Below are 26803 nucleotides of genomic sequence, written 5' to 3'. Positions count from 1 at the left end.
TGTGAAGCCTTCCCCTTGAGGGGAAGGTGGGTTTTGCGGAGCAAAAGCCGGATGAGGTGTAGGATTTCGCAGAAATCCGTCAAAAAAAACGCCGCAAGCGGCTACACCTCATCAGTCTCGCTTTGCTCGACAGCTTCCCCTTAGAGGGGAAGCCTTGCTTAAAATAACCCATTTATGGGTAGCAAGTAATCGTTGCATGGCTGGCAGATGGGTAAAAGCGCACTTGTGCGCAGCCAGTATCGGGTAGGGCGTAGCCCTGAAATGAAATACCACCGGCTATGCCGGTGGATTTTTATTAGTGTTTTCGGTATTCTTGCGGTGTCATGCCTGTGATGCTTTTAAAGTTGCGGTTAAAGCTCCGCAGGGATGTGTAACCGCTGTCTAAGGCACATTGCAGAATGGAATAATCGGTGTTGTTTAAAAGGTAGCAGGCGTTGTTGATGCGATACTGATTCACATAAGTGTTAAAAGAAATCCCCACTGTATTTTTAAAATAACGGGATAAATAGGCGTAACTGAAGCCTGTTTCTTTGGAAAGATTTTCTAGGGAACAGTCTTTGTTAAAATTGTTTTCAACAAACGAAAAAACCAAAGAAAGTAAATTTTTGTCGACTGTTTGTTTGTTGGTGTATGCAGCGGTTTCGTCAAATTCTGCACAAAGTGCATATAAAATTCCTTTCTTTTTGATAACGGAATCTGTTTCGGAAAGGGTGTTTATGGCATCAATCAGATTTTTTGATGGCATAAAAAGACTTTGAATCGGAAGTTTTTTTGCAGTTTTGGAAAAGTAAGCCTTTACAATTTCAGGCGAGAAAATACATAGCATGTGCTCACTTTCGTTACTGCTTAAGGCGTGTAGCTGATGCGGAAAAATGAGCAGGGCTTCGCCTTGTTTTATTGTGTACAGCTTGTTTTCTACCGTGATGTCCATTTCGCCGGACAAAAGGGTAATAAACTCAAAGGATTGGTGCAAATGAGCCGGGAAAGAAAAGTTTTCCCCATACTCCTTGCAAAAATATTCGGACAATCCGAAGTGTTGGTACTGATAGAGCATACACGCACCTCTAAAAAGACAAATTTTGTCTATAAATTATATACCTTTTTGCGGGAAATGTCAAGAGGGCTATGCTACAATGAAAATAGATAAAGGGGGAGAATTATGAAATATTACATTGGTGCCGATTTAGGCACATCCGCGCTGAAGCTTTTACTGGTAGACGAAAACAAGCAAATTGTAAAGACGGTAAGCAAAAGCTACGAGGTTTGCTATCCGCATCCCGGTTGGAGTGAGCAATCACCCGAGGATTGGTGGAATGCATTTGTTAACGGTGTAAAAGAGCTGATTGCAGAAGTGGACAAAACGGCTGTAGCAGGCATTGCGGTTGCAGGGCAGATGCACGGACTTGTGGTGCTTGATGAAAAGGATGCGGTTATCCGTCCTGCTATTTTGTGGAATGACGGCAGAACCGACAAGGAAACGGCATACCTGAATGCGGTTGTAGGCAAAGAAAAGCTTTCTGCCTGCACGGCAAATATTGCATTTGCAGGGTTTACCGCACCTAAAATCCTCTGGATGAAGAACAACGAAAAGGATAACTTTGATAAAATTTCCAAAATTATGCTCCCGAAGGACTATATTAATTACAAGCTGACCGGGGTGCATGCAACCGATTATTCGGACGCTTCGGGCATGCTGTTGATGGATGTACAAAACAAATGCTGGTCGGAAGAAATGCTTGAAATCTGCTCGGTAAAAGCAGAACAGATGCCTGCTTTGTATGAGAGTTTTGAATGCATCGGCACACTTTTGCCCGAGGTAGCGGAAATGCTTGGCATTACAGCTGAAGTAAAGGTGGCGGCAGGTGCAGGGGACAACGCAGCGGCGGCAATTGGTACGGCAACAGTAGGCGAGGGACGGTGTAATATTTCTCTTGGTACCAGCGGTACGGTGTTTATTTCCTCCGAAAAATTCGGGGTTGACCCCAATAATGCCTTGCACGCCTTTTGCCATGCGGACGGTGGATATCATCTGATGGGGTGCATGCTGTCTGCGGCATCCTGCAACAAATGGTTTTGTGAGGAAATTTTAAAAACAGAGGATTTTAAATCTGTGCAGGATGAAATTAAGGAATCGGATTTAGGACAGAATGAAGTGTTTTTTCTGCCTTATTTGATGGGTGAGAGAAGCCCGATTAACGACACCAATGCAACAGGCATGTTTATAGGCTTAAGACCCAATACCACCCGTGCGGATATGCTGCTTGCGGTATTAGAGGGCGTAGCCTTTGCGGTGCGGGACAATCTGGAGGTGGCAAAAAGCTTAGGTATTTTGGTTTCACAAAGTACGGTTTGCGGTGGCGGTGCAAAATCTAAGCTTTGGATGCAGATTCTTTCAAATGTACTGAATATAAAGCTGCAGATTCCCGAAACCGAAGAGGGACCCGGTTTTGGTGGTGCACTTCTTGCTATGGTGGCTTGCGGTGACTTTAAAGCAGTTCAGGCATGTGTAAGCGTAAAGGTGAAAGAAGAAATTTTGCCGACAGCGGAGTTATCTGCACGCTATGAAAAGAAATATCAGAAATTTAAAAAGCTTTATCCAAGTCTTAAGAATTTATATAAGGAATTAAAGGAGGAAAATTAAATGGCTTATTTTGAAAACATTCCCAAAATTGAATACGAGGGAAAAAACAGTAAAAATCCGCTTTCTTTCAAGTATTATGATGCGGAAAAAGTAATTTTAGGCAAAAAGATGAAAGAGCATCTGCCCTTTGCCATGGCTTGGTGGCACAACCTCTGTGCGGCAGGTACCGATATGTTCGGCAGAGACACCGCAGACAAGGCATTCGGCGCAGAAAAAGGCACTATGGCGCACGCAAAAGCAAAAGTGGACGCAGGGTTTGAATTCATGCAAAAGCTTGGCGTGGAGTATTTTTGTTTCCATGATGTGGATTTGGTGCCCGAGGCAGATGACATCAACGAAACCAACAAAAGATTAGACGAAATCACCGATTATATACTGGTTAAAATGAAAGAAACAGGCATCAAATGTCTGTGGGGTACAGCCAATATGTTCTCCAATCCCCGTTTTGTAAACGGTGCAGGCAGTACCAATTCGGCGGACGTGTTCTGCTTTGCGGCGGCACAGGTGAAAAAGGCATTAGAGCTTACCGTAAAGCTTGGCGGTAAAGGTTATGTGTTCTGGGGTGGCAGAGAAGGCTATGAAACTCTTTTGAATACAGACGTTAAATTTGAACAGGAAAACATTGCCGCTTTAATGAAAATGGCAGTTACCTACGGCAGAAAAATCGGGTTTACGGGCGATTTTTACATTGAGCCTAAGCCCAAGGAACCCATGAAACATCAGTATGATTTTGATGCGGCAACCGCCATCGGCTTTTTACGTCAATACGGTCTGGATAAAGATTTTAAGATGAATATTGAAGCCAATCATGCAACCCTTGCAGGACATACTTTTGAGCACGAGCTTCGCATTTCTGCCATGAACGGTATGCTTGGCTCTATTGATGCCAACCAGGGCGATTACCTGCTTGGTTGGGATACCGACCAGTTCCCGTCGGATGTGTACAGCGCAACCTACTGCATGTTAGAGGTTTTAAAGGCAGGCGGTCTTACGGGCGGATTTAACTTTGATGCGAAAAACCGTCGTCCCAGCTACACCGCAGAGGATATGTTTAAAGGCTTTATTCTGGGAATGGATACCTATGCGTTAGGCTTAATCAAGGCGGCAGCACTGATTGAGGACGGCAGGCTGGACGAATTTGTAAAAGAAAAGTATCAGAGCTTTGCAAACACCGAAATCGGACAAAAAATCCGTTCGGGCAACGCAACACTTGAAGAACTCGCAGAATACGCAGGTAAGCTACAAAAACCCGAAATGCCCGGAAGCGGGAGTCAGGAATACTTAGAATCGGTTGTCAATTCAATTATGTTTGGATAAGTCCGGATAAGAAAAAGCAGGCAATTGCCTGCTTTTTCTTATCCTCTCCAGTTGGGGTTATAAGTTGCGATGTTTTTGTTGTTTAAGGAAAGTACACGGTAAAGCTTTGGAGTGCTGTATTCGGTGCAGAGGGAGTCATGTCCGAATTTAGAGACCCGATGATAGCCGGGTAAGTCGGGCATGGAATGCACAAAATTTGTGGCGCAGAATTTGGTGGCACCTGCTTTTCTTACTTTTTCCCAGTTGGGTGTGTAGATAGAAGGACGCCAATAGCCCAAAAGACATGCATAAAACTCCACACCGTATTCCTTTTCGATTTCTAAATATTGTTTTACGCCTTCAACCACACGGTCAATGTCAAGTCCGTCATAATTCCGGCAAATTACCATGCGTTTGGTTTGTTCTTCTTTGTATTTTTCAAGGTCAATCAAACCGTCATCTGCAAGGCAATCGGTTAAATCTTCATAGGTTTCCATGGTGTCGGAGCACATGCTGTCTATCAAGCCTAAACGCGCCCATTCACGGATATCAATGCCGAAATGAAAATCGGTTTCAGGGGTGAAATCGGTCACAATGTTAATGTGCACATGCTTACCTGCATGCTCGTCAAGGGCTTTGCGTAGCTTTGTCATAAAGGCGGTGAAAATGGAACGCCACACGCCGTTTAATCGGTTATCGGTAACGGGCAGACGGAAGGGGTCAATTTTAGGATAAATTGCTTTGAATGCGTCTATGACCGGCTGTTCAAAACCGATATGGCTTCCGCGTACATACATTAAAGTTACGCCGTCATAGCCCAAATCTAAGGCGTTTTTTAAGGTGTCAATCACATAATTCTGCACTTTGGAATACGCATAGGAGCAAATGGGAATGGTGTCGCCTTCACGGCTTCTGATATAATATTCGGGATGCTCGTCCGGGAATTTCAAACGAGTCAGATGCTCGTCCGGAACGCAGAAATTACAGATGCTCATGCGCAGAGCCGCAAGGGGAACAATGCCGTTTTGTCGAATGTAATCGGTATAGGTTTGGTGGCGCAGTTTTGCGATTTTCGCGCCCTTTTTATTGCCCTCGTAATAGCTTAAATCCTGGGTGGTCATGGGTGTGTCGGTTAAGTCAAATCGGTTGCCGATGTCTGCCATCGCTTCTACCGAGCACAGCTTGATATCGGTGTCTTTTATGGAGCAAAGGCGCGACATGGGACCGATAAGCCCCGCTTCCTCGATTAAATTCCAGTCGCCGTCAAAGTGGGCGTGTACTTTTCGTTGCGGTGCGTTGTAGGCAAGATGCGCCTTTACTTCATCATCGGTCATGGGTACACAGCGAATCCAGGCAAGTGAAGAGGTGAGTATGCCGAATTTTCCTGCTACATCCGGCTTTTTGAGCAGAATATTGAGGTTGGTCAGGTCGGCACAGCACCAGAAATCTTCTTCAATCCATTCATGGGGATCATAATGAATGGGACGCGGTTCTTTGGACATATTCACGGCTCGGTACCAGGGGTCGTTGGAAAGCTTGATATAAAAACGGTTGTCAAAGCCGATTTTAATCATTCCCAGGAAAATCTTGTGCCAGCCGGTAAGACCTAATTTTAAGGTAAGCGGATTCGGTTTGGCACATTCGCCTGCAACTAAAAGCTTGCCTTCCGTATGCCCTGCAGTATAAGGCATTACGCGCCATTTGTCCGGCATAGAGGTGTCTGCAATATCTTGTTTATTGACTGTAATCTCGGACAAATCCGAAAAAAGAATTTCCTGCATGTAAATTCACTCCCTTTGCTTGTATTGTAACATAATGGACTTAAAATGTAAATATCAAAACAAGACAGATTTATAAAATTATGTCCTGCTTGACTTTATATGAAATCCGTGATACAATGGGTCGGAAATACGAGACGGAGGCAGAGTATGACAGGTTCAATCTGGATTTTATATGTGTTTATATACGGGCTCTTAAAGGGGTCGAGAGAGGGTATGAAGAAGGCGGCACTTAAAAAGAGCAGTTCCACCGAAATTCTGTTTTTCTATACCCTTATCGGCTTGCTTTTTGCGATTCCTTTTTCGGGAACTGCCTTTTCACTTTCGCCTGCTTTGATATTTTACATATTCATAAAGGCAGCGGTGGTTTGTACTGCCTGGCTGTTTGCCTATGCGGCACTTAAAAACATGTCGGTCAGCTTATATGGCATTATGGATTTGTCGCGCATGGTGTTTTCTACACTTCTTGGTGTGTTCGTTTTGGGTGAATCGCTGACCGTTCCGAAAATAGCGGGAATGTTCTTAGTGGTTTTGGGATTGTTTCTGGCAAATCTAAAAAAAGACAACACGACTGCAAAGGGTGTAACCTTTGTGGTGTTGCTTTCGGCACTTTTAAACTGCTTTTTCAATGCCATTTCGGGAACTATGGACAAAGTGTTGATGCAGTATATGGATTCTTCTCAACTGCAGTTCTGGTTTATGCTTTTTATGACCGTAATTTATGGCATAATACTGATTGCCCGCAAAGAAAAGGTGCATATTTCCACTCTAAAAACCAATTTCTGGATTCCGCTTATGAGTCTTTCTTTGATGGTCGGGGACAGAATGCTGTTTGAAGCCAACGCAAACCCGGAAAGTGAAGTCACCATCATGACCATTGTCAAGCAATCTTCGGTTTTAGTCACCGTTTTAACCGGTTGGTTGGTATTTCACGAAAAACATATTTTGTATAAATTTATGTGCACAGGCATAGTGCTGGCAGGTATTTTTATTGCGATATTACTATAAAAAAAGAGCCGTAAGGCTCTTTTTTTATAAGTTTTGTATTTCTTTATACATTTCCTGCATTTCTTTGTCGATGATAGCAATTTCGTCTGCGCAGGCAAGCATCTGCTCGCAAAGCTCCTGCGGAATGTTTTTGTCCGATTTATAGCGCAAATCGTGCTCTAAGCTTGCCCAGAAGTCCATGGCAACGGTGCGAATCTGAATTTCAGCTAAGACCGACTGGGTATGGTCGGATAAAAATACGGGAATTTCCACATCCAGATGCAGACTTCTGTAGCCGTTGTAATTGGGATTTTTGATGTAGTCGCGTTTTTTTATCAGGCGAATATCGTTCTGGCGCAAAAACATATCGGCGACATTATACACGTCATCAATGTAACTGCAAACCACGCGGATGCCGGCTAAGTCGTTAATATTTTTCATGGCAGAGGGAATGGACACCTCGTGCCCGAGCTTGTTTAACTTTTTGATAATGCTTTTGGTGGATTTGAATCGGCTTTGAATGTGATGAATGGGGCTTCGGTCATGCATCACCTTGAATTCGCCGTTTAACACCTCAAAGCGGAGCTGAAGCTGCTTTAAAGCAGAGGTGTATAAATGCTCCATCTGCAAATATTCCTGATGGTCGGTAAAAAGGACTTGTTTTTCCATGTGGTTTAAAGCTCCTTTCCTTAGAAAAAGCACTTCGGTTTCTGAAGTGCTTTTGTTGATTATATCTGTACTTTGGCTAAAACGTCTTCATTCTTTTCAATTGCAAACGATTCGGTATGCTCCATGATGTATTTGGTGCAGGCACTGAAGGAAAGCTGTTGACGGATGTTGTCGGACGCCTCTTCCAGGGTTTGGGTTTTGGCGTCGGTTAAAAGTATAATGTGCCAGCCGAATTCACTTAAAACAGGCTCGGACATTTCGCCGATTTCAAGGCCGAAGGCTGTGGTTTCAAAGGCTTCGACCATTTCGCCTCGACCAAAGGTGTAGCCGTCGGGATTGGATTTAACGCCCGGGTCCTGACCGTATTCTTGCATTGCTGCATCAAATTCTATCTCACCGTCAGTGATTTGTTTGTGTAAATCCTTTGCTAAAGCTTCTGCTTTTGCAATCTTTTCATCGGACAAGGGTGCACCGTTTTCATCTACGGTGGAAATCAAAATGTGCTTTGCGGTAACCACATCATAGGTGGGCGCAATGTATTCGTTGTAAAAAGCTTCGATTTCCTCGTCTGAAACGGTTACTGTCCCGTCTGCAGTGAGGGACTGATAGAAATTGTTGATGTGTGCGTTGTCCCGGCTGATCTGGCGGTACTGTTCTTCGCTTGTTAAGCCCATTTCTATTAAGAAAACTTCAAAGTATTCAGCACCGACAGCCTCTTTGTATTCGCCAATCTGTTTGTCTAACTGTTGTTCGTAGCTTTCGTCAACCGTTGCGCCGTTCTGCTTGGCAAAAATGACCTGACGCTTAAAGCTTGTCACCTCATCAAAGGCTTTTTCAATGGCAAGCTCGGAGGCGGTCTGCCCGTCAAAATCTCTTTTCCAGAATTCTTTGGATGCAGAAATGTCAGATGGTTCAATACCGTACTGCTCCAGCATTACCTGCTTTACATCCTGCAAAAAGAAATTGTATTCCCAGAAATAAATGGGTTCGCCCTCCACAGAACCGACCACCTGGTCGGTTTCGAGGTTTTTCGCCGTCTTGGAATCACCGCAGGCAACAAGTGCAAACAGCATACTGAAAACCAAAAGACAGATTATACATTTTTTCATGGGAATCACCTTCCAATATAAACGGATTTTTTGTTGCAATCGTGTTGCCACAATTTCATTATATACTATTCGCAGGATTTTTTCAATCGTTTTAGCAATTGTAATATAATCTTAATATTCCGACCCTGGTTGACGGTGCGGTTGTTAAATTTGTAAACAAGGCAAGTGGTTTTGTTGGCGCGCAGAATGAAATCGTTTTTATTTTCCTGCACATAGGTCAAAATCGCATCAATCGGGGAGGCGGCAGAAAGGGTCAGCACCAGTTCGGATTTGGTCTGGGTTACATCTGTTACGCCTAAAGATTTGGCAAGATTCCGAATCAGCACGGCATCTATCAGGCTTTCCATAACTTTTGGCGGTTCACCAAAGCGGTCAATCAGCTGACTGATTACGTTGTCTGCATCTTCCTCGGTTTCAATTTGTGAAATGGTTTTGTAAACATCAATACGTGTGTCCGCATCTGCGATATACTTTTCGGGAATGTAGCTGTCTTGCTGCAGGTCAATGGTGATAGGCAGTTCTTCCACAATTTCCTCGTTGTTTTTCAGCTGACGCACCGCGGTTTCTAACAATCTGCAGTAAAGCTCATAGCCGATTTGTTCAATATGTCCGTGTTGTTTCTGTCCCAAAAGACTGCCTGCACCGCGGATTTCCAGGTCTTTCATGGCAAGCTTGAAGCCTGCACCAAATTCGGTGTATTCCTTAATTGCCTTTAACCGTTTTTCCGCAACGGCATCTAAAACCTTATCCTTCTGAATGGTAAAGTAGGCATAGGCAAGACGGGAGGAACGGCCTACACGTCCGCGAATCTGGTGGAGCTGAGCAAGACCGAAGCGGTCGGCGTTATCCAAAATAATGGTGTTTACATTCGGAATGTCCAGCCCTGTTTCAATGATGGTGGTGCAAATTAAAACATCCACCTCACCGTCGATGACCTTTAACATAATGTTTTCCATCTGAATCTGGCTCATTCTGCCATGGGCGATGGCAATGCGTGCCTCGGGTACCAACTGCTTGATGCGTGCCGCAAAGGCGTCAATGGATTCGACACGGTTATAAAGATAATACACCTGTCCGTTTCGTTCCATTTCACGACGGATGGCAGAGGCGATAACCTCGGGATTGAATTCTAAAACATAGGTTTGAATGGGATGTCTGTCCTGAGGCGGTTCGGTTAAAACGCTCATGTCCCTTAAGCCCGACATTGCCATTTTTAAGGTTCTGGGGATAGGGGTTGCGGTTAAGGTCAACACATCCACGTTATTTTTCAAGGTTTTTATTTTTTCTTTATGGTTTACGCCAAAGCGCTGTTCCTCGTCCACAATCAAAAGACCTAAATCCTTAAAGCCGATGTCCTCCTGCAACAGACGGTGGGTGCCGACAACCATGTCACAGCTTCCGTTTTTTAAGCGTTTTACCGTTTCCTCCTGCTGTTTTTTGGAGCGGAAGCGGGAGAGCATTTCAACTTTAAAGGGGTAATTCTGCAACCGTTGCAGGAAGTTTTCATAATGCTGTTTGGCAAGCAATGTGGTGGGCACAAGGTATGCCACCTGCTTGCCGTCCATAATGGCTTTAAACGCCGCGCGAAGTGCCACCTCGGTCTTGCCGAAGCCTACGTCACCGCAAAGCAGTCTGTCCATGGGCTTTGCACTTTCCATGTCCTTTTTCACATCTGCAATGGCGGTTACCTGGTCTTGGGTTTCTTCGTATAAAAAGGCATCCTCAAATTCCTTTTGCCAGGGAGTGTCGGGGTTGAAAACAAAGCCCTGTACATTTTCCCGGGCGGCATACAGCTCCACCAACTCTTTTGCGATTGCCGCAACAGCTGATTTTGCTTTTGCCTTGGTGCGGTTCCATTCCTGACCGCCAAGCTTGTTTACTTTAATGTGTTCGGTTGCGCCGATATATTTGTTGATTAAGTTCAACTGGTTAACAGGCACATATAAAACGTCTGTGCCCTGATATTTGACCTTTAAATAGTCCTTTGTGATGTTGTCTACCGTGATGCGCTCAATGCCTGAGTATACACCGATACCGTGGCTCTGATGCACCACATAATCGCCTTCCTTGATATCCGAAATATCGCGGATGGACTGTCCTTTTTTACGGAGTGCTGTTTTCTTCTGGGATTCGCCTGCAAAGATTTTGTCGGACAGAAAGACGGATGCGGTTAAGGGATATTCAAAGCCCCGTTGCAGCGTACCGTCTACCAAAGTTACCATACCGCGCTTTGGCATTTCCTTTAAGGTTGCGGTGTAGGCAGACGAAATATTTTCGCGGTTTAACTCTTCCTGCAGATGCTTGGCTTTGGATTCTGAGCCACAGGGAAGTACGATGCGGTATTTTTGTCCGATGTAGTATAAAATATCCTCCAGCAGAAGGCCTAAATTTCCGTTGTACGAAGCGGTGGATTTAGTATTAATGGAAAGAATTTCTTTCGGATTGAATTCCTTTGCCGCTAAAGTCAGGTTAGACAGGGCAATAGCACCCTGGCTGTAGGTTTTCTTTAAAGCGGTGGAATAAGCTTCTATATAATAGTCTGCACGCATCTGCTCCCGCTCGGTGAGCATCGCTTTTTCCTTTGCGGCACCGATGGCATCGGTTAAATCAGACACAGCCTTTTCGTAGGAGGCATGCAAATGGTGCGGTTCTTCCAGGAAAAACAGACAGTTTTCGCAAAAGTCCGCAAGGGTGCCGATGTTGTCCGAAAAATCCTCGTTGGCAGGAGAAATCTCGATTTCCTGCACAATTTCAATGGAAAGCTGGGAATCAGGATCAAACAGACGGATGGTGTCAATTTCGTCATCAAAAAACTCAACGCGGCAAGGGGTGAGGGCATTCCGGGGGAAAATATCCAAAATACCGCCACGCACCGCAAACTGACCCGGCGCTTCAACGGTGTATTCCCGTTTATACCCCATGAGCGCAAGCTTCTTTTCGATATCTTCTATGCTGTAAACCTGTGCGGTTTTTAATGCGATTCTGCGGTTTTCAAACGCCACCTTGGAGATGATTTTCTGACAAAAGGCTTCAATGGTGGTAACCACAAAATAGTTCTGCCTGTGCAACAGATTATTCAGCACCGCGATACGCTTAGAGGCGTTTCCGGCACTTTTGGCTTCAATTTCATAAAAAATCTGTTCCTTTTTGGGGAATAAATCGGTATTTTCTTCTCCGGCAAAGAATTTTAAATCCTCTAAGGCAAACCGTGCCGTTAAAGGATCGGGCACGATGTATACCATGTTTTTTCTAAATTCTTTACACAAAGAATAGGCCAAGTGCAGTTTTTGCGACTCGGCCGTACCTGTGATTTTTATGGGAAATTTGTTCTTTTTTACAGCGTTTAAAATTTCGCTGTAGGATTCCTGCTCCTGCAGGACCTCTAAATATCCTTGTTGTGTCATCATTATCCGCTATATTGGTTCATGGCGCGTTCCATGCCGTCTTTGACAAAGGTTTCCACCGCGCCGTTGGTTTTTTCCAGCATTTCAAATAAAATTTTCTCTTCTTCCTTGGAGATGCGCCCCAAAACATGGTCTGCCAAATCCGTTTCGGGCTTGGGACTGCCCACGCCGATTTTGATGCGCGGAAATACATCCGAGCCTAAATGGGCGATGATGGATTTAATGCCGTTGTGTCCGCCGGCACTTCCTTTTTCGCGCAGACGCATTTTGCCTACCGGAAGAGATACGTCATCATAAATGATTAAAATGTTTTCGTTCGGAATTTTGTAGAAGGTTGCGGCATCCCGAACCGATTCACCGCTTAAATTCATAAAGGTCTGGGGTTTTAAAAGCAAAACCCGTTCTCCGTTGATTTTTCCTTCGCCAATCAAGCCCTTGTGCTTGATTTTTGTGATGGCAATGTTATGTTTTTGCGACAGATAATCCATGGCAGAAAAACCGATGTTGTGACGGGTCGCAAAATACTGCTTGCCCGGATTGCCCAGGCCTACGATTAAATACATAAAGCTGTTTCTCCGTTATTTTCTGATGTTTTCTTTTAAAAGTGCGGCAATTTTTTGCGCGCTGTTTTCGTTTGAAACCTGTCCGAGCGCTATGTGGTAGCTTTCCCTGTCCTTGTACACTGCAAAAACAGTATCCAGAAAGCTTTGCTCGGTCATGGTTTCTTCGTCCAGTTTTTTGGCAAAGCCCTGTTTTTCAAAGGAGTTTGCGTTTAAAATCTGGTCACCGCGGCTGCCCTTGGAAAGGGGAATCAGCACAGACGGCTTTTTCATGGCAAGAATTTCAAATAAAGTGGTTGCCCCTGCACGGGATACAAATAAATCGGTTGCCTGCATCACGTCAGCAAGCTCTGCGTGCATGTATTCAAACTGCTTGTAGCCATCGGTGCTTAAAAGGGATGTATCCAGATTGTCTTTACCGCAAAGATGGCACACATCAAAGGTTTCAAGCAAAGCTTTTAAGCTTCCGCGTACCGTTTCATTTAAAAATTTAGAGCCTTGTGAGCCACCGATAACCGTGAGTATCGGTTTTTTACCCGTAAAGCCTAAGAAAGACAAGCCCTTTTGTCTGTCGCCCGTGAAAAATGCAGGGCGAATCGGGATGCCGGTGTAAATGGCTTTGCCTTCGGGCAGATGTGCTTTCGTTTCAGGAAACGCATAGCAGATTTTGCTTGCAGAGGGCAGGCTGAGTTTATTGGCAAGACCGGGCGTGATGTCCGATTCATGCGAAATTACAGGGATATGCAGGCTTTTTGCGGACCATACTACAGGGCAGGAGGCAAAGCCACCCTTGCTGAATACCACATCCGGCTTGATTTTCTTTAAAAGCTTTTTCGCCTGCTGTGTACCTTTTATAATGCGGAAAATGTCTTTTATATTTTCCATATCCAGATAGCGGCGAAGCTTGCCTGCCTGAATTTCATGGAAGGGGATGCCTTCCTTTGTAATCAGTTCTTTTTCAATGCCGTTGGTACCGATGTACTGAATGTCGGTAAAACCTGCTTCTTTTAAGGCGGGGATGAGCGCGATGTTCGGGGTTACATGCCCTGCGGTGCCGCCGCCAGCCAATACGATTTTCACTTGACCACTCCTCAAATATTTTTTCAGTATATGTATATTAGAAACTTTTTATTGTTTTCCTTATTAATTATACACGATTCTTACATTTTTTGCAACTTAAGCGTTTTTTAATTTCCGATCCATGCTTCGATAGCTGATGGCTTCTGCCAGGTGCGGCTTTAAAATGTCCGCACTGCCGTCTAAGTCTGCAATGGTGCGCGCCACCTTTAAAATGCGGTTATAGGCACGGGCGCTTAAGCCTAAGCGGTCAAAGGCTTTCTTTAGCATATTGTTTTCCGCTTCGCCTAAAGCACAGTATTTTAAAATGTGCCGTTCCTGCATCTGTGCGTTGGTGAAAATGCCGTCCTCAGCAAATCGGGATGCCTGAATGGCACGGGCACGGCAAACCCGCTCTTTCATCTCGGCAGAAGAAACGGACGGAGCGGTTTTGTTTTCTAAATCCTCATACATAATGGGGTTGACCTCAATATGGATGTCAATACGGTCCAGCAACGGTCCGCTGATTTTTGCCATATACTGCTGTACCTGATGCGGAGAACAGGTGCATTCGTGGTGCGGGTCGTTCAGAAAACCGCAACGACACGGATTCATGGCAGTAATGAGCATAATGTTACAAGGGTATGTGAGGGTAGAAGCCACACGGGAGATGGTGATTTTAGAATCCTCCAGCGGTTGGCGCAATACCTCTAAGGTGTCTTTATGAAATTCGGGTAATTCGTCTAAAAAGAGTACACCGTGGTGTGCAAGGCTCACTTCGCCCGGTCGGGGTACACGTCCGCCGCCCGACATGCCGTTGGCAGAGATTGTGTGGTGCGGACTGCGGAACGGACGCTGACACATAAGGGGTGTGTTATCGGGAAGCATACCGCTGATGCTGTGAATTTTGGTGACCTCTAAGGACTCTTCAAAGGTTAAATCGGGTAAAATGGTGGGCAGACGTTTTGCAAGCATGGTTTTACCTGTACCGGGACTGCCGACCATCAGACAGTTGTGTCCGCCTGCGGCGGCAATTTCCAGGGCGCGCTTGGCAGCTTCCTGCCCCTTGACCTCCGAGAAATCCAGAGTGGATTGAAAGGCGCTGTTTTGAATGGCAGAATCCACCCGGAACGGCAGAATGGGTTGCTCGCCCGTGCAATGGAGCATAAAAGCGGTTAAGCTTTCGCAGGGGTACACGGAAAGTCCTTCAATAACCGCTGCCTCTGCGGCATTTTGCGCAGGGACAAATATGCCGTCCATGCCGTTTTGCTTTGCGGCAATGGCGGCGGCAAGGATTCCGCTTACAGGGCGGATTTCACCGTTTAAGGAAAGCTCGCCAATGACCATTTTATCGGTAAGGGCTTCGGTAGGAATTAAACGCATACTGCTTAAAATGCCTGCAGCAATGGGAAAGTCAAACAAAGCCCCTTCCTTTTTAATGGAGGCAGGTGCTAAGTTTACTGTGTACCGTGCAGGCGGGAAGGGGATTTTTGCGTTTTTTAAAGCAGAGCGCACCCGTTCCTTACTTTCTTTCACTGCGGTGTCCGGGAGTCCGACAATTTCAAAAGAGGGAACGCCCTTGGAAATGTCCACTTCGGTTTCGATTTTTACCCCGTCTATGCCGATAAAGGCACAGCTGTTTACAATGGTAATCAAGGCTTTATCCTCCTTTACAAATCAGTAACCCCGATGTTTAAACAGAGTCAGAATCAGAATTTTTATATCCAGCAAAAAGCTCCAGTTTTCAATGTAATAAATGTCGTGCTTGATGCGCTCTTCAATGGATGTGTCGCCTCTCAAGCCGTTCACCTGCGCCCAGCCGGTAATGCCCGGACGTACCCGATGCTTTAACATGTATTTCGGGATGGTTTCCTTAAACTGCTCCACATAGGCGGTCTGCTCGGGACGTGGACCTACAAGGCTCATTTCACCCTTGAACACGTTGTAAAGCTGAGGCAGCTCATCCAATGAGGTTTTGCGTAAAAACTTACCCAAAGGGGTAACGCGGGGGTCATTTTCTACCGTCCAGCCACCTGCCTGGCCGGGACGCATGGTGCGGAATTTGTAAATTTTAAAGGTTTTCTTGTTATAGCCGACCCGTTCCTGGCTGAAAAATACCGATCCCTTTGAGGTGCATTTGATTAAAAGTGCAAGCACCAAAAACAGGGGAGATAAAACCAGCATTAAAAGGGCGCTGAGTAAGATGTCTGCCAGTCTTTTGATTGTGGAGAAAAACAGATTGTCCAGCGGAATGTAGCGGGTGTTCACCAGCGGAATGTCATCAATTTCGTCAATTTGCGGTTTGGCAGGCAAAAATTCGGTGTAGGCAGGGATGATAACCGATTTTACACCATTTTTTTCGCAGATTTCAATGAGGTCGGGCAATTTACCGTACTGCTCCAAAGGCAGTGCCAGCACAACCTCGTCCACGATATTGTTTTCCAAGAAACTGCTTAGGTCAGAGCCATCGCCCAGATACGGAATTTCTTTATATTTTTTTGTGGTAGCATCCATAAAGCCTAAGGGTACATAGCCTAAGGATTTACGACGTAGAATAGAATCTAAGTAGGTTTTGCCCTGCCCGGTAAGTCCGATTAATACAATGTATTTGATGTTAAAGCCTTTTTTGCGTAAGGTTCGGGTGAGAATGCGCTGTGCCATTCTGCAGAAAGCCGAAAGTAAAAAGGCACTTGCGCAGAACAAACCGACTAAAATACGGGAAATGTGATAAATTTTAAATACGAACAGGTAAATGGAAATTGCCGCAAACAGACAAAGCCCCGATAAAAACAGAATGTAAAGCTCACGGAATGCCGAGCGGATTCTCTGGGGCTTATACAAGCCGAATGCCGAGTACAGAATTAAAAAGGTCGGCAAAGAAAGCCACAAAAGCTCTAAGTATGCCGAAATGGGCAGGTGCTCGGTGGCAGGGTCTGTCTGAAGCACAAATTTAAAATACCAGCTGGCAAAAAAGGCGACGAGGATACAAAGTATATCTGCCACCACTTTGGCAACCGTTAAAATTTTTGCGTTTTGTCTGAGCATAAAATTACCTCTTGATTGTTTTTAAAAGGCGGATGGCGCTATGAACCATCCAATTGGAAAGCTTGCTGTGCCTGCTTGCAAAATGCTTTTGGTAATACAGCCACATGCTTTCGTAAAAGGCGTTTTGGGCTGCCTTGCTTTTTTTACTGCTGGCGCGCTTTTTGTGCAGAATACTGCAACTTCCGTTGTACAAGGTTGTGTACCCTGCAAGGTGTACACGAAGACACAAATCCACATCCTCGCCGTACATGAAAAACTGCTCGTCAAAGGCGCCAATTTCGTCTAAAAGCTTTTTGGGGAGCATCATAAAGGCACCTACAATGCAGTCGATAGGATACACCGCATCCTCGGGCATATATAAAAGATTGTAGCCGGAAAAAAAGCGATTTTTAAACAGCTTGTCCAGACCCGTAAACTTAAATAATGCGTTTTTCAAGGTTGGAAAGCCTCTGCGACAGGCAAGGTCAAGTGTGCCGTCCTCTAACAGCACACGACAGCCTACACAGCCAATGCGTTCTGAAAAGCTTTCAAGACAGATGTCAAGTGTGTTTTTCAGCACAACCGTATCGGGGTTTAAAAACAGGATATATTCACCCTTTGCATGTGCCAGGGCACGGTTGTTGGCTTTGGAAAAACCCACATTTCCGTCCATAGGGATATAGGTGACGTTAGGAAGGGAAGCGCAAGCCTCACTTCCGTCGGTCGAGCCATTGTCCGCCACTAAAATTTCATAATCGCCCGTGGGCGGGTTTTCGTTTATGGAACGGATACAGCCTGCAAGCAGGTCTTTTGTGTTGTAATTGACAATAATAACCGAAAGGCGCATTACAGACCTCCCAGAGCCGAAAGCAGGCTTTCGGCATATTCTATGGCACGTTCAATTTCTTCTCTGTACTGCGGTGCATACTGAATTGCAGACTGCAGACTGGAAGCTTCCTCAGTTACTTTCAGTGCAACCATTTGTGCACCCATATAATCGCCTTCCGCAGGCAACTGTTGCATTGCCATTCCGGCAACGATGGCGTACTCACCGTAATGGTTTGCAAGAATTTCTTTTTCTGCCTTTTGTTCAATCGCCTTTTTAACACGGCTGAACATAAAGTCTGTTGCTGTTACATAATCCTTGGGATTTGCTTCTTTCAAATCGGTTGCAAATTCTAAAGTCTGCCCGGCAGTTTTCAAATCTGCTTCTCCTGATGCCTTTGCGGCGCGGAGTGCTTCTTCCTGATAGCTAAGATACGAGCTTGCAATGCGATTTGTTTCGGAGAATCTGCCGTTTCGCAGTTCATAAACCATTGCCACCTTGCTTACATCGGTTAAAGAGAGGTAGTTGGTATCTATAGAGGGCTGTAGTTGTACAATGTTTTCTACACAGGCATATGCACCGCTGTAGTCTTTGATTGCTTCGTAGCAGTAAAAGAGGTTTTCCATAACCGCAACCTCAAAGCGGTTGTCATTCCGGATTTCGTCGGCATCCTTTGCAGAGATTTTCTGATTGGTCAAAGCATTCATACGCAGAGCAAGGGAGGTGTATCTCCCGTTAAAGGGCATCAGTGCGGATGCACTTTCGGCATTGTTTCTGCAGGCTTCAAAATCCACTTCTTCTGCCTCTAAGCCTTCATTGCAGGCAGAGTAGCTTTCAAAAGCAATCCAGCCCGGAAAGGAGAAAATCAGCAGAAGGGCTGCAAGTACGACCCCAATCCATTTGTTTAAGGTAACGGTTTTTGCAGAAAGGGGAGCAATGCCGTTTAGCATAGCAAAAACAATCCAGAGCAAGCAGAGAACTGCAGGTAAGGATAAATCAAAGTCGATAAAGCTGTGCAAGATAAGTCCCAGTCCGGTGCAGGCAAGTACGGCTAAAAGGTTCTTGTCCACCATAGCATTTTTATATGCTTTGATGCAGGAAAGAATAAACAGCACGATGACTGCAACCCAGCAGATAAAGCCCAAAGCACCTGCTTCGACTAAAACCTGCATGATATAGCTGTGCGCCTGGCTGGAGGCGTAGTCATAGGACTGGTACATGCCATAAAGGTGCGCCCAGGCACTACCGCCGTTACCGAATACGATATTGTGGTTTTTGTAAAGTTCAAAAGCATCGCCGTAGAATACGAAACGTTCCTTAACCGTCTCACCGCCCAGGCTGATACCGCTTAAACGGTCAGCCAGTTGTGCAGGCAGAAGATTGGTAAGGGCCGGAACAAATACGATTAACACGGCACAAACAATGATGAGTGCCAGAAGAGAAATGCCCACCTTTTTAAAGCTTTTTGTTTTACTCCATTTGTCAAACAGCAGATGGGTGACATAATACACACCGGCAAAAATCAGAATGCCGATGAGCAGAGTTAAAAATGCCATACCGCTTCTTTCGGCAATCACATACCCCGAAAACAGAGGCAGGCAAAGCAATACGCTTGCCAAAGAAGCGATGCCCGTTGCGAAAAAGCGAACCTTCTGTAAGGGTGCCGCAAAAATCAGATAGGGCACAAATAAGAAAGGAACAAGAACCCATGCACCACGGGAATAAGACATCAAAAGACCGAACATGAATAAAAATGAGCAGATGCCATTTGCAAAAAAGGATTTGCTGTTCCGTTCGGCGGTGTTTAAGCCGCAAGCCATGAAAAAGCCCACCAGCATTAAAATACCGAAGGTGTTATGGTACTGTACGGTACCCTGCAGCCATCTTTCGTGCTCTGCCGAAGAATAAGCGCCCGGGAAGGTGAGATTGCCCAGCACACCGGTTGCAGAAAGCAGAGTATAAAGTGCACTGAACGCCAACACATACATAATAATCCGAAGGGCGGATGCAATCTTTTCGTTTTTGTCAAAGGTGCTTTTGGCAAGCAGATACAGCAGGAAAAACAGCAGATAACGGCTGATTTCCAACACCGCGGAGTACAGGCTTACTGCAGTAAAGAGGGTGCAGATGTAGCTGAGTACCAGTGCAAGCAGGGCATAGTCGGTTATGCTGCTGATTTTAAGACGTGTTCTGCCGAAGCAAAGGGCACAAATGACCGTAATTGCGGCAATGATTGCGAATATAAAATAATCGCTTTCAAAGAAAATGCCCCTGAAAATTATGGGCAGGGACGCAAACAGCCCTAAGAGATAGGGCATACTGCTTTTGTCGCTTTTGATTTGCATTTTATTCATCCTTTCAGGTGAGAAAAGGACTGTGCCAAAAGATATATTTTGACAGCAGTCCCGTTGATTTTAAAGCAATGTATCCACTACAGCAAAGAGGTTGTCGGAAAGGGCTTGCATAGCCATGTCTGCTGCAGCCTGTGTTTTGCCGTTTACAAACAAGTAGAATTTGATTTTCGGCTCGGTGCCGGAGGGACGTACCACGAAATAGGTGTCATCCGAAAGCTCGTAATACAAAACATCCGAGGAGGGAAGTGTCAGCTTTTCCGTTTCACCGGTTACCAGATTTTTGCGGACACCGGTGCGGTAGTCGCGGATGGCAACCACCTTGGCATCGCCAAAGCTTTCGGGCGGGTTGTTGCGGAAAAAGTCTACAACTTCCTTGGTTTTCTGTACACCGGAAATGCCTTCCAAAGTTACAGCTTTCTGCACTTCTTTATAGTAGCCGAGCTCTTCAAACAGTTCCTGCAAGCCGTCATATACGGTCATACCGCGCATGGTGTACCATGCCGCCATTTCCGCAATCAGCATAGAAGCCACAACCGCGTCTTTATCTCTGGCGTATGTGCCTGCAAGATAACCATAGCTTTCCTCAAAGCCTAAGGTGAAGCGGTTTTCTTCGCCTTTTTCTTCTAAATTTTTAATGATTTCACCGATAAATTTAAAGCCGGTTAAAACATTTGTGATTTGCACACCGTATTTTTCACAAACCCTTGTTGCCATTTCGGAGGTTACAATGGTTTTGATGATTACGGGGTTTTTGGGCAAAATTCCCTTTTCCTTTTTCTGGCTTAAAATGTAGTTGATTAAAAGCACACCCACCTGATTACCGCTTAAGGTTACGTAATCACCTTTGTCGTTACGAACCATAAGACCCATACGGTCACCGTCCGGGTCAGTACCGATAATGAGCGGAGAATCGGTTTCGGTGGCAAGCTTTACTGCATAAACAAAACCTTCCGCATCCTCGGGATTGGGAGATTTAACGGTAGGAAATGCCGGATCGGGGTCTTCCTGTTCCCGAACCACATAGACATTGGAAACACCAAGCCTACTTAAAATCTTGCGTACCGGCTTGTTGCCTGCACCGTGGAAGGGGGTGTATACGATTTTAAGCTTATCGCCTGCCTGTTTTACCAGGTCAGGGTTAATGGCTTGTGCCATAACGTTTGCAAGGTAGGCGTCGTCTACTTCCTTGCCGATGATGGTGATTAAGCCGGTGGCATTTGCATCCACGTCGCTTAAAACTTTTACATCTTCAAAAATATCAATGCTTTCAATGTAGGACAAAACTTTATCTGCATTCTGCGGAGGCATTTGTGCACCGTCTTCCCAGTACACCTTATAGCCATTGTATTTGGCAGGGTTATGGCTGGCGGTAATGATGATACCCGAAATGCAGTTTAAATGACGAATGGTAAAGGAAAGCTCGGGGGTGGGACGGAGCGATTCAAACAGATAAGAGCGAATGCCGTTTGCCGCAAGCACTTTCGCAGCTTCCATTGCAAAAGAATCCGAATACAAGCGGGAGTCGTATGCAATGGCTACGCCACGTTTTTTTGCTTCCTCGCCATGCTCACTGATGACCATAGCAAGACCCTGGGTTGCTTTTCTTACAGTATATATATTCATACGGTTTGTGCCTGCACCGATGATACCGCGCAGACCCGCCGTACCAAAAGACAGACTCTGGTAGAACCGTTCTTTGATTTCGTCTTCGTCCTGTTCGATGTTCAAAAGCTCGTTTTTGGTGGCTAAATCTACAACGCCGCTTTCCAACCAGCTTTTATATTGCTTCATTGCGTGATTCATAGTCAGAACTCCTTTTCATGATAAAATACCAAATTTTCATTTTATTATATAATATTTATTGTATAAAGTCAATAGAAAAAAGTATATCTTTGTGTAAAATCAGGAATAATTACATTATATAATATGCATCACAAGGAGGAATGGTATGCTCAGTACAACAAACAGACAGATTTTAATCCTGGAGAATCCGGAATCAGACGCCTTTGAACAGGTGATTTTTATGCTGAAGGAAAACGTGATACGGGAGGAAGAAATTTTAGTCAATGAAGCAAGAGAGGTGGTGGCGCGGTATATGAAAAAATATGAAAAAGGTGTACGGTGTCTGAAAAAAGGCAGTGGAAAAGTTAAGTCTACCTTGGCTGCGATGGCAGGCGGGGCACTGATGGGGGCATTTTTCTCCTGTCTTTTGTTCTGGTTTTAAATTTTTTCAAAAAACACTTGACAAAGGGATTTTTGTTGTGGTATTATAGTTCTTGAACCGTTCGCATTGCTGAAGGAATCTCCAACCTTGGCAAAGTGAATCGGCGATTATTTATTATTTTAGGAGGGTTCACATTATGATGGACAAAGAATTAAAGCAGTCAATTATTACAGAAAACAAATTGCACGACACTGACACCGGTTCTCCGGAAGTTCAGATTGCGATTTTAACCAATCGCATCAACCACCTCAACGAACATCTTAAGATCAACAAGAAGGATCATCATTCCAGACGTGGTCTTTTGAAGATGGTTGGTAAAAGACGTGGTCTTTTGAACTACCTCATGAAGAAGGACGTTGAACGTTACAGAGCAATTATTGAAAAACTCGGTTTGAGAAAGTAATAATAAATGCTGTAGAGGGCAAACGGGGCTTTTGTTGCATCAGTCCTTGTCGCCCTCTATTTTTTCGGTAACAATAAAAATTTATATAAGAAATCTGCCGACGGCAGAAATGCAGACGGTAAAGAAATGTCTGCAGGAAAGGAATGTGTTATGTTCAGAACTTTTGAAACGACCTTAGCCGGTCGTCCGCTGGTGATTGAAACCGGCAAAATGGCACAGCTTGCCAACGGTTCTGCGCTGGTTCGTTACGGCGATACAGTAGTGCTTGCTACCGCAACCGCTTCTGCAAAGCCCAGAGACGGGATTGACTTTTTCCCGCTTAGCGTAGACTATGAAGAAAAGCTGTATGCAGTAGGTAAAATCCCCGGAAGCTTTATTAAGCGTGAAGGCCGTCCTACAGAAGCTGCAATCTTAGCTTCCCGTTGTATCGACCGTCCCATGCGTCCGCTCTTCCCGAAGGATTTGAGAAATGACGTTGCCATTGTAACCACCGTTATGAGCGTGGAGCAGGACAACTCTCCCGAAATTGCGGCTATGATTGGTGCAGCTACCGCTGTTGCAATCTCCGATATCCCCTTTAACGGCCCGGTTTGCAGTGTATCTGTAGGCTTGATTGACGGCGTGCCGGTAATCAACCCCACCCAGGAACAGAGAGAACAGAGCACCTTAGAGCTTACTCTTTCCGGTACACTCGATAAGGTTGTTATGATTGAAGCAGGCGGTAAAGAAGTGCCTGAAGATCAGATGTTAAATGCAATCTTTACAGGCCATGAAGCTTGTAAAGAGCTTTGCCGTTTCATCCAGAGCATTGCAGATGAAGTGGGCAAGAAAGAAAAAATTCAGTACACTCCCTGCGTTGTGGATGCTGACCTTTATGCGGAAGTGGAAGCTTTTGCAATTGACAAGGTAAAATATGCATTAGATACAGATGACAAGAGAATCCGTGACGAACGTATGGCAGTTGTAACCGACGAAGTACATGCGGCTATGGATGAAAAATATCCCGAAATGGAAGGTATGCTGGACGAAGCGCTTTACAAACTGCAGAAGCAGGTTGTTCGCCGTTGGATTTTAGACGAAGGCAAGCGTGTTGACGGCAGAAAGTTAGACGAAATCCGTCCGTTGTCTGCTGAAGTAGGCTTAATGCCCAGAACCCATGGTACAGGTATGTTCACCCGTGGTCAGACTCAGGTACTTACTGCTGCAACTTTGGGTACCATCAGCGAAATTCAGATGCTGGATGGTATTGATTTAGAAGAATCCAAGCGTTATATGCATCACTACAATTTCCCGTCTTATTCTGTAGGTGAAACCCGTCCTTCCAGAGGCCCGGGCAGACGCGAAATCGGTCATGGTGCATTGGCTGAACGTGCTTTGGCACCTGTAATTCCCTCTGTGGAAGAATTCCCCTATGCAATCCGTTTAGTTTCTGAAGTTTTGTCCTCTAACGGTTCTACCTCGCAGGCATCCGTTTGCGGTTCTACTTTGGCATTGATGGATGCAGGTGTTCCGATTAAGGAACCCGTTGCAGGTATCTCTGTTGGTCTGGTAACCGAAGGCGACCGCTTTATCGAAATGATTGATATTCAGGGCTTAGAAGACTTCTTCGGCGATATGGACTTTAAGGTAGCAGGTACTAAAAACGGTATTACTGCCATTCAGGTAGATATTAAGATTGACGGCTTAACCCCCGAAATCATTACCCAGGCATTGGAAATCACCAAAAAGGGTCGTATGGACATCTTGAACGATGTTATGCTTCCGGTTATCCCGGCACCCAGAGCTGAGCTTTCCAAGTATGCACCTAAGATTATCCAGTTCAAGATTGAAGTGGACAAGATTCGTGAAGTTATCGGACCCGGCGGTAAGGTAATCCAGAAGATTATTGCAGACACCGGTGTTAAAATTGATATTGAAGATGATGGTAATGTATTTATCGCAACCAACGACCAGGAAGCAGGTAATGCAGCACTTGAAATCATCAAGGGTATTGTGGCTGAGCCTGAAGTTGGTACCATCTACAAGGGCAAAGTAACCCGTATTATGGACTTTGGCGCATTTGTTGAATTCCTGCCGGGTAAAGAAGGTCTTGTGCACATTTCCAAGCTTGACCACAAGCGTGTGGAAAAGGTAACCGATGTGGTTTCCGAAGGCGATATCATCAACGTTAAGTTGGTTGAAATCGACAAGCAGGGCAGAATGAACCTTTCCAGAAAGGATACACTTCCTAAGCCCGAAAAGAAGGAAAACACCGAAAACAAAGGTGAATAAGCATGAATAAAGTAATAAATTGGGATGTTGTTGCCGGATACGGCAACGACATCCTTCGTGCTATTTTGCACGGGATGGGTAAAATATGTATAGCAGTTCTGCTTCTGGTGATTGGCTTTAAGCTGATTAAAAAGCTTGTAAAAGTCATCAAAAAGGGAAAGGGCTTTACGGCACTTAATCCCGGCATGCAGACCTTTTTGGGCAGCGGCATCAGCATTTTGCTTAAAATTGTACTGATTATTGCGCTTGCAGGCTATCTGGGATTCCCGACGGCTTCTTTAATTACCGTTCTGGGTTCTGCAGGGGTTGCAATCGGTCTTGCGTTGCAGGGAAGCTTATCCAATGTCAGCGGTGGCGTGATTTTGTTGCTCTTTAAACCCTTTGAGGTGGGCGACTATATCATTGTCAGCGATCAGCAGGGCGGTACCGTGAAGGAAATCGGTCTGTTTTACACCACGTTGCTGACTCCGGATAATCGGAAAGTGATTGTGCCCAATGCGGAGATTTCCAACGAACAGCTGATTAACGTAACTTCTGAAAAAATCAGACGTTGTGACCTGAAATTCTCTGTGGCATACGATACGGATGTGGACAAAATGTGTGCATTATTGTTAAAATGTGCCGAAGAAGAACCTTTGGCGTTAAAAGAACCTGAGACACAGGCGGTGGTGGCGGAATACGGTGATAGTGCCATTACATTTGCGCTTCGCATCTGGTGCAACACCCCTGATTACTGGACGGTTTACAACAATGTGAACGTTAAGGTGAAGAAGGCTCTTGACCGGGAGGGCATCACCATTCCGTTCCCGCAGATGGATGTGCGCATTGTAAAAGAATAAAGATGTAAGCGACAAACGGATGGCTGTTTGTCGCTTTTCTTGTAAAAAACTTGACAAATTCAGCTAAATATAATACAATAAATATATATGTCTACAGGAAGGAGAACACCATGGAAACAATGCTTGGTTTGCTGGCGTACGGTGCGGCAGGAAATGACTGCGGTGCGGATTTGAAAAGCATCCCGCTTGGCGAAGTGATTCGGCTTGCGGCAGAGCAGGGCGTCTGGCAGCTTTGTTTTGCAGGCATCAAACAGCTTGTTTCTTCGGGAAAGCTTTCCTTGGATGAGGCGGACATGCCCTTTTATGCCGAACTGCAAAAACGGTTTATGCAAAGCTGTATTTTGCATGAGCAGAAAAACGGTGCTGTGCAGGAAATTTTAACAAAGCTGTCCGATGCAGGCATCCCGTGCTGTTTGCTGAAAGGAAAATCTCTTTCTTACATGTATGCACATCCCGAATGCCGTATTTCGAGCGATATTGATTTGTTGGTATCCCCTGAGGATGAGCAAAAGGCATTAACCGTTTTCCGTGAGGCGGGTTTTTCGGTAGAGCACAGAGGCACCACCTCGAACCATGACAAGTTAGAGCATCCGAAAATCGGGGTTGTGGAGCTGCATATTTCTCTTTATTATGACATCGAGCATGATGTGTGGTTTGACAATATGAATATGCAACAGGAACCCTTTATGCAAAAGGATGGCATGACCGTTTTGGGTATTACGGACGGATATCTTTATACGCTTTTGCATGCGGTGCGCCATTTTGTACGCAGCGGACTTGGTGTGAAGCAGATTTTAGATGTCCTTTTGTATGAAAAATATTATAAAAATGAGTTGGATGAAGCACGCATACGGGATACGCTGACGCACCTGAAATACATGGAATTTTTAAACACCGTAAAAGGGTTTGGCGTTACATATCTTGGTTTTTCCGAATCGGATTTTCTGCCCTTTTCGTACGATGCCGAAAAGGTAAAACGTCTTTTTGAAGATGTGGCGGCAGGCGGTGTGTTCGGCAAAAAAGAAGACAGAAGCGATTGCTTTGATTTGTATAATGCCGTGCGTTTTGCGACCTTTAAGAACGAGGATTATCAGTCGTTTATGACCAAATGGTACCGCAAAAAAGCGGCAAACAGCTTTTCTTTCGGGCTTAAGAACATGAAAAAGAGATACCCGTATGCGGAAAAGCATATTTTTCTGATGCCTGTTGCGTGGATACACCATGTGTTTACCATTGGCATTGCGGTAAGCCGGAAAATCAGCAATATCGGTAAGAGCATAAAATATACGGCACCTGAGCCAAAGGATGCTTTGATGCAGGAACGTATGGATTTATATAAATATTTTGATATGATGTAGGAGA

The 26803-nt window shown here is 45.1% G+C and carries 20 protein-coding genes; 8 read left to right on the top strand and 12 right to left on the bottom strand.

Translation table 11 applies throughout. The features are described 5' to 3' along the window. Positions 1-295 precede the first annotated feature (295 nt). Positions 296-1054, bottom strand: coding sequence for an AraC family transcriptional regulator (locus IJE10_09975; protein MBQ2968432.1), 759 nt, complete (start codon positions 1052-1054; stop codon positions 296-298). 105 nt (positions 1055-1159) lie between these two features. On the opposite strand from IJE10_09975, the gene xylB reads away from it, so the two are divergent. Together xylB and xylA are read left to right on the top strand one after the other, a co-directional pair. After that, positions 1160-2641 carry a xylulokinase gene (gene xylB, locus IJE10_09970; protein ID MBQ2968431.1) on the top strand — a complete coding sequence of 494 codons (1482 nt, stop codon included), beginning with the start codon at positions 1160-1162 and terminating at the stop codon, positions 2639-2641. Then, complete coding sequence (xylA, locus tag IJE10_09965; GenBank protein ID MBQ2968430.1) at positions 2642-3958, top strand: xylose isomerase; 1317 nt, start codon at positions 2642-2644, stop codon at positions 3956-3958. A 38-nt stretch (positions 3959-3996) separates the two neighbouring features. Here the strand turns inward: xylA and IJE10_09960 are convergent, their stop codons facing one another. Beyond that, positions 3997-5718 (bottom strand): hypothetical protein, encoded by a 1722-nt coding sequence (locus tag IJE10_09960; protein ID MBQ2968429.1) that lies wholly within the window; start codon positions 5716-5718, stop codon positions 3997-3999. A 147-nt stretch (positions 5719-5865) separates the two neighbouring features. Here IJE10_09960 and IJE10_09955 point away from each other — a divergent pair, with 147 nt between their 5' ends. Next, a complete protein-coding gene (locus IJE10_09955; GenBank protein ID MBQ2968428.1) occupies positions 5866-6723 on the top strand; it encodes a DMT family transporter in 858 nt (285 codons plus the stop codon). Between the two features lie 24 nt (positions 6724-6747). Here the strand turns inward: IJE10_09955 and IJE10_09950 are convergent, their stop codons facing one another. From IJE10_09950 to IJE10_09905, 10 genes are all read right to left on the bottom strand, one after another. Next, positions 6748-7371: a GTP pyrophosphokinase family protein gene (locus tag IJE10_09950; GenBank protein MBQ2968427.1), complete on the bottom strand. Its 624-nt coding sequence runs from the start codon at positions 7369-7371 to the stop codon at positions 6748-6750. A gap of 59 nt (positions 7372-7430) precedes the next feature. Then, complete coding sequence (locus tag IJE10_09945) at positions 7431-8480, bottom strand: peptidylprolyl isomerase (GenBank protein MBQ2968426.1); 1050 nt, start codon at positions 8478-8480, stop codon at positions 7431-7433. A gap of 65 nt (positions 8481-8545) precedes the next feature. Continuing rightward, on the bottom strand, positions 8546-11884 hold the full coding sequence (mfd, locus tag IJE10_09940; protein ID MBQ2968425.1) for a transcription-repair coupling factor: 3339 nt from the start codon (positions 11882-11884) through the stop codon (positions 8546-8548). Between the two features lie 2 nt (positions 11885-11886). After that, the gene (locus tag IJE10_09935; GenBank protein MBQ2968424.1) at positions 11887-12447 is read right to left on the bottom strand and encodes an aminoacyl-tRNA hydrolase; all 561 of its coding nucleotides are present in this window, start codon (positions 12445-12447) and stop codon (positions 11887-11889) included. Between the two features lie 15 nt (positions 12448-12462). Next, positions 12463-13524, bottom strand: coding sequence for an undecaprenyldiphospho-muramoylpentapeptide beta-N-acetylglucosaminyltransferase (locus IJE10_09930; GenBank protein MBQ2968423.1), 1062 nt, complete (start codon positions 13522-13524; stop codon positions 12463-12465). Positions 13525-13620: 96 nt separating this feature from the next. After that, positions 13621-15156: a YifB family Mg chelatase-like AAA ATPase gene (locus tag IJE10_09925; GenBank protein ID MBQ2968422.1), complete on the bottom strand. Its 1536-nt coding sequence runs from the start codon at positions 15154-15156 to the stop codon at positions 13621-13623. Positions 15157-15177: 21 nt separating this feature from the next. Then, on the bottom strand, positions 15178-16545 hold the full coding sequence (locus tag IJE10_09920) for an undecaprenyl-phosphate glucose phosphotransferase (GenBank protein ID MBQ2968421.1): 1368 nt from the start codon (positions 16543-16545) through the stop codon (positions 15178-15180). A gap of 4 nt (positions 16546-16549) precedes the next feature. Next, on the bottom strand, positions 16550-17371 hold the full coding sequence (locus IJE10_09915) for a glycosyltransferase family 2 protein (GenBank protein MBQ2968420.1): 822 nt from the start codon (positions 17369-17371) through the stop codon (positions 16550-16552). Beyond that, positions 17371-19695: an O-antigen ligase family protein gene (locus tag IJE10_09910; GenBank protein ID MBQ2968419.1), complete on the bottom strand. Its 2325-nt coding sequence runs from the start codon at positions 19693-19695 to the stop codon at positions 17371-17373. The genes IJE10_09915 and IJE10_09910 overlap by 1 nt, the downstream gene beginning before the upstream one ends. Positions 19696-19764: 69 nt before the next feature. Continuing rightward, positions 19765-21507: a phospho-sugar mutase gene (locus IJE10_09905; protein ID MBQ2968418.1), complete on the bottom strand. Its 1743-nt coding sequence runs from the start codon at positions 21505-21507 to the stop codon at positions 19765-19767. Between the two features lie 145 nt (positions 21508-21652). Here IJE10_09905 and IJE10_09900 point away from each other — a divergent pair, with 145 nt between their 5' ends. The 5 genes from IJE10_09900 to IJE10_09880 all read left to right on the top strand — a co-directional run bounded on the left by IJE10_09900 (position 21653) and on the right by IJE10_09880 (position 26799). After that, positions 21653-21928: a hypothetical protein gene (locus tag IJE10_09900; GenBank protein MBQ2968417.1), complete on the top strand. Its 276-nt coding sequence runs from the start codon at positions 21653-21655 to the stop codon at positions 21926-21928. Positions 21929-22067: 139 nt separating this feature from the next. Beyond that, entirely contained in the window at positions 22068-22331 is a 264-nt protein-coding gene (rpsO, locus tag IJE10_09895) for a 30S ribosomal protein S15 (protein ID MBQ2968416.1), read from the top strand. Positions 22332-22481: 150 nt separating this feature from the next. Then, complete coding sequence (locus IJE10_09890) at positions 22482-24602, top strand: polyribonucleotide nucleotidyltransferase (GenBank protein ID MBQ2968415.1); 2121 nt, start codon at positions 22482-22484, stop codon at positions 24600-24602. A gap of 2 nt (positions 24603-24604) precedes the next feature. Beyond that, complete coding sequence (locus IJE10_09885; GenBank protein ID MBQ2968414.1) at positions 24605-25441, top strand: mechanosensitive ion channel family protein; 837 nt, start codon at positions 24605-24607, stop codon at positions 25439-25441. A 110-nt stretch (positions 25442-25551) separates the two neighbouring features. Continuing rightward, on the top strand, positions 25552-26799 hold the full coding sequence (locus tag IJE10_09880) for a nucleotidyltransferase family protein (protein ID MBQ2968413.1): 1248 nt from the start codon (positions 25552-25554) through the stop codon (positions 26797-26799). The last annotated feature ends 4 nt before the right edge of the window (positions 26800-26803 follow it).

It is taken from the genome of Clostridia bacterium (assembly GCA_017410375.1).
Taxonomy (GTDB): Bacteria; Bacillota; Clostridia; order RGIG6154; family RGIG6154; genus RGIG6154.
Note: the sequence above shows the minus strand (reverse complement) of the source record. Positions and strands in the feature narration are given on the sequence as shown.

Bases quoted from the DNA above. Each gene is read 5' to 3' on its own strand.
- IJE10_09975 (MBQ2968432.1), bottom strand. From the start codon at position 1,054: ATGCTCTATCAGTACCAACACTTCGGATTGTCCGAATATTTTTGCAAG.
- xylB (MBQ2968431.1), top strand. From the start codon at position 1,160: ATGAAATATTACATTGGTGCCGATTTAGGCACATCCGCGCTGAAGCTT.
- xylA (MBQ2968430.1), top strand. From the start codon at position 2,642: ATGGCTTATTTTGAAAACATTCCCAAAATTGAATACGAGGGAAAAAAC.
- IJE10_09960 (MBQ2968429.1), bottom strand. From the start codon at position 5,718: ATGCAGGAAATTCTTTTTTCGGATTTGTCCGAGATTACAGTCAATAAA.
- IJE10_09955 (MBQ2968428.1), top strand. From the start codon at position 5,866: ATGACAGGTTCAATCTGGATTTTATATGTGTTTATATACGGGCTCTTA.
- IJE10_09950 (MBQ2968427.1), bottom strand. From the start codon at position 7,371: ATGGAAAAACAAGTCCTTTTTACCGACCATCAGGAATATTTGCAGATG.
- IJE10_09945 (MBQ2968426.1), bottom strand. From the start codon at position 8,480: ATGAAAAAATGTATAATCTGTCTTTTGGTTTTCAGTATGCTGTTTGCA.
- mfd (MBQ2968425.1), bottom strand. From the start codon at position 11,884: ATGACACAACAAGGATATTTAGAGGTCCTGCAGGAGCAGGAATCCTAC.
- IJE10_09935 (MBQ2968424.1), bottom strand. From the start codon at position 12,447: ATGTATTTAATCGTAGGCCTGGGCAATCCGGGCAAGCAGTATTTTGCG.
- IJE10_09920 (MBQ2968421.1), bottom strand. From the start codon at position 16,545: ATGCTCAGACAAAACGCAAAAATTTTAACGGTTGCCAAAGTGGTGGCA.
- IJE10_09915 (MBQ2968420.1), bottom strand. From the start codon at position 17,371: ATGCGCCTTTCGGTTATTATTGTCAATTACAACACAAAAGACCTGCTT.
- IJE10_09910 (MBQ2968419.1), bottom strand. From the start codon at position 19,695: ATGCAAATCAAAAGCGACAAAAGCAGTATGCCCTATCTCTTAGGGCTG.
- IJE10_09905 (MBQ2968418.1), bottom strand. From the start codon at position 21,507: ATGAATCACGCAATGAAGCAATATAAAAGCTGGTTGGAAAGCGGCGTT.
- IJE10_09900 (MBQ2968417.1), top strand. From the start codon at position 21,653: ATGCTCAGTACAACAAACAGACAGATTTTAATCCTGGAGAATCCGGAA.
- rpsO (MBQ2968416.1), top strand. From the start codon at position 22,068: ATGGACAAAGAATTAAAGCAGTCAATTATTACAGAAAACAAATTGCAC.
- IJE10_09890 (MBQ2968415.1), top strand. From the start codon at position 22,482: ATGTTCAGAACTTTTGAAACGACCTTAGCCGGTCGTCCGCTGGTGATT.
- IJE10_09885 (MBQ2968414.1), top strand. From the start codon at position 24,605: ATGAATAAAGTAATAAATTGGGATGTTGTTGCCGGATACGGCAACGAC.
- IJE10_09880 (MBQ2968413.1), top strand. From the start codon at position 25,552: ATGGAAACAATGCTTGGTTTGCTGGCGTACGGTGCGGCAGGAAATGAC.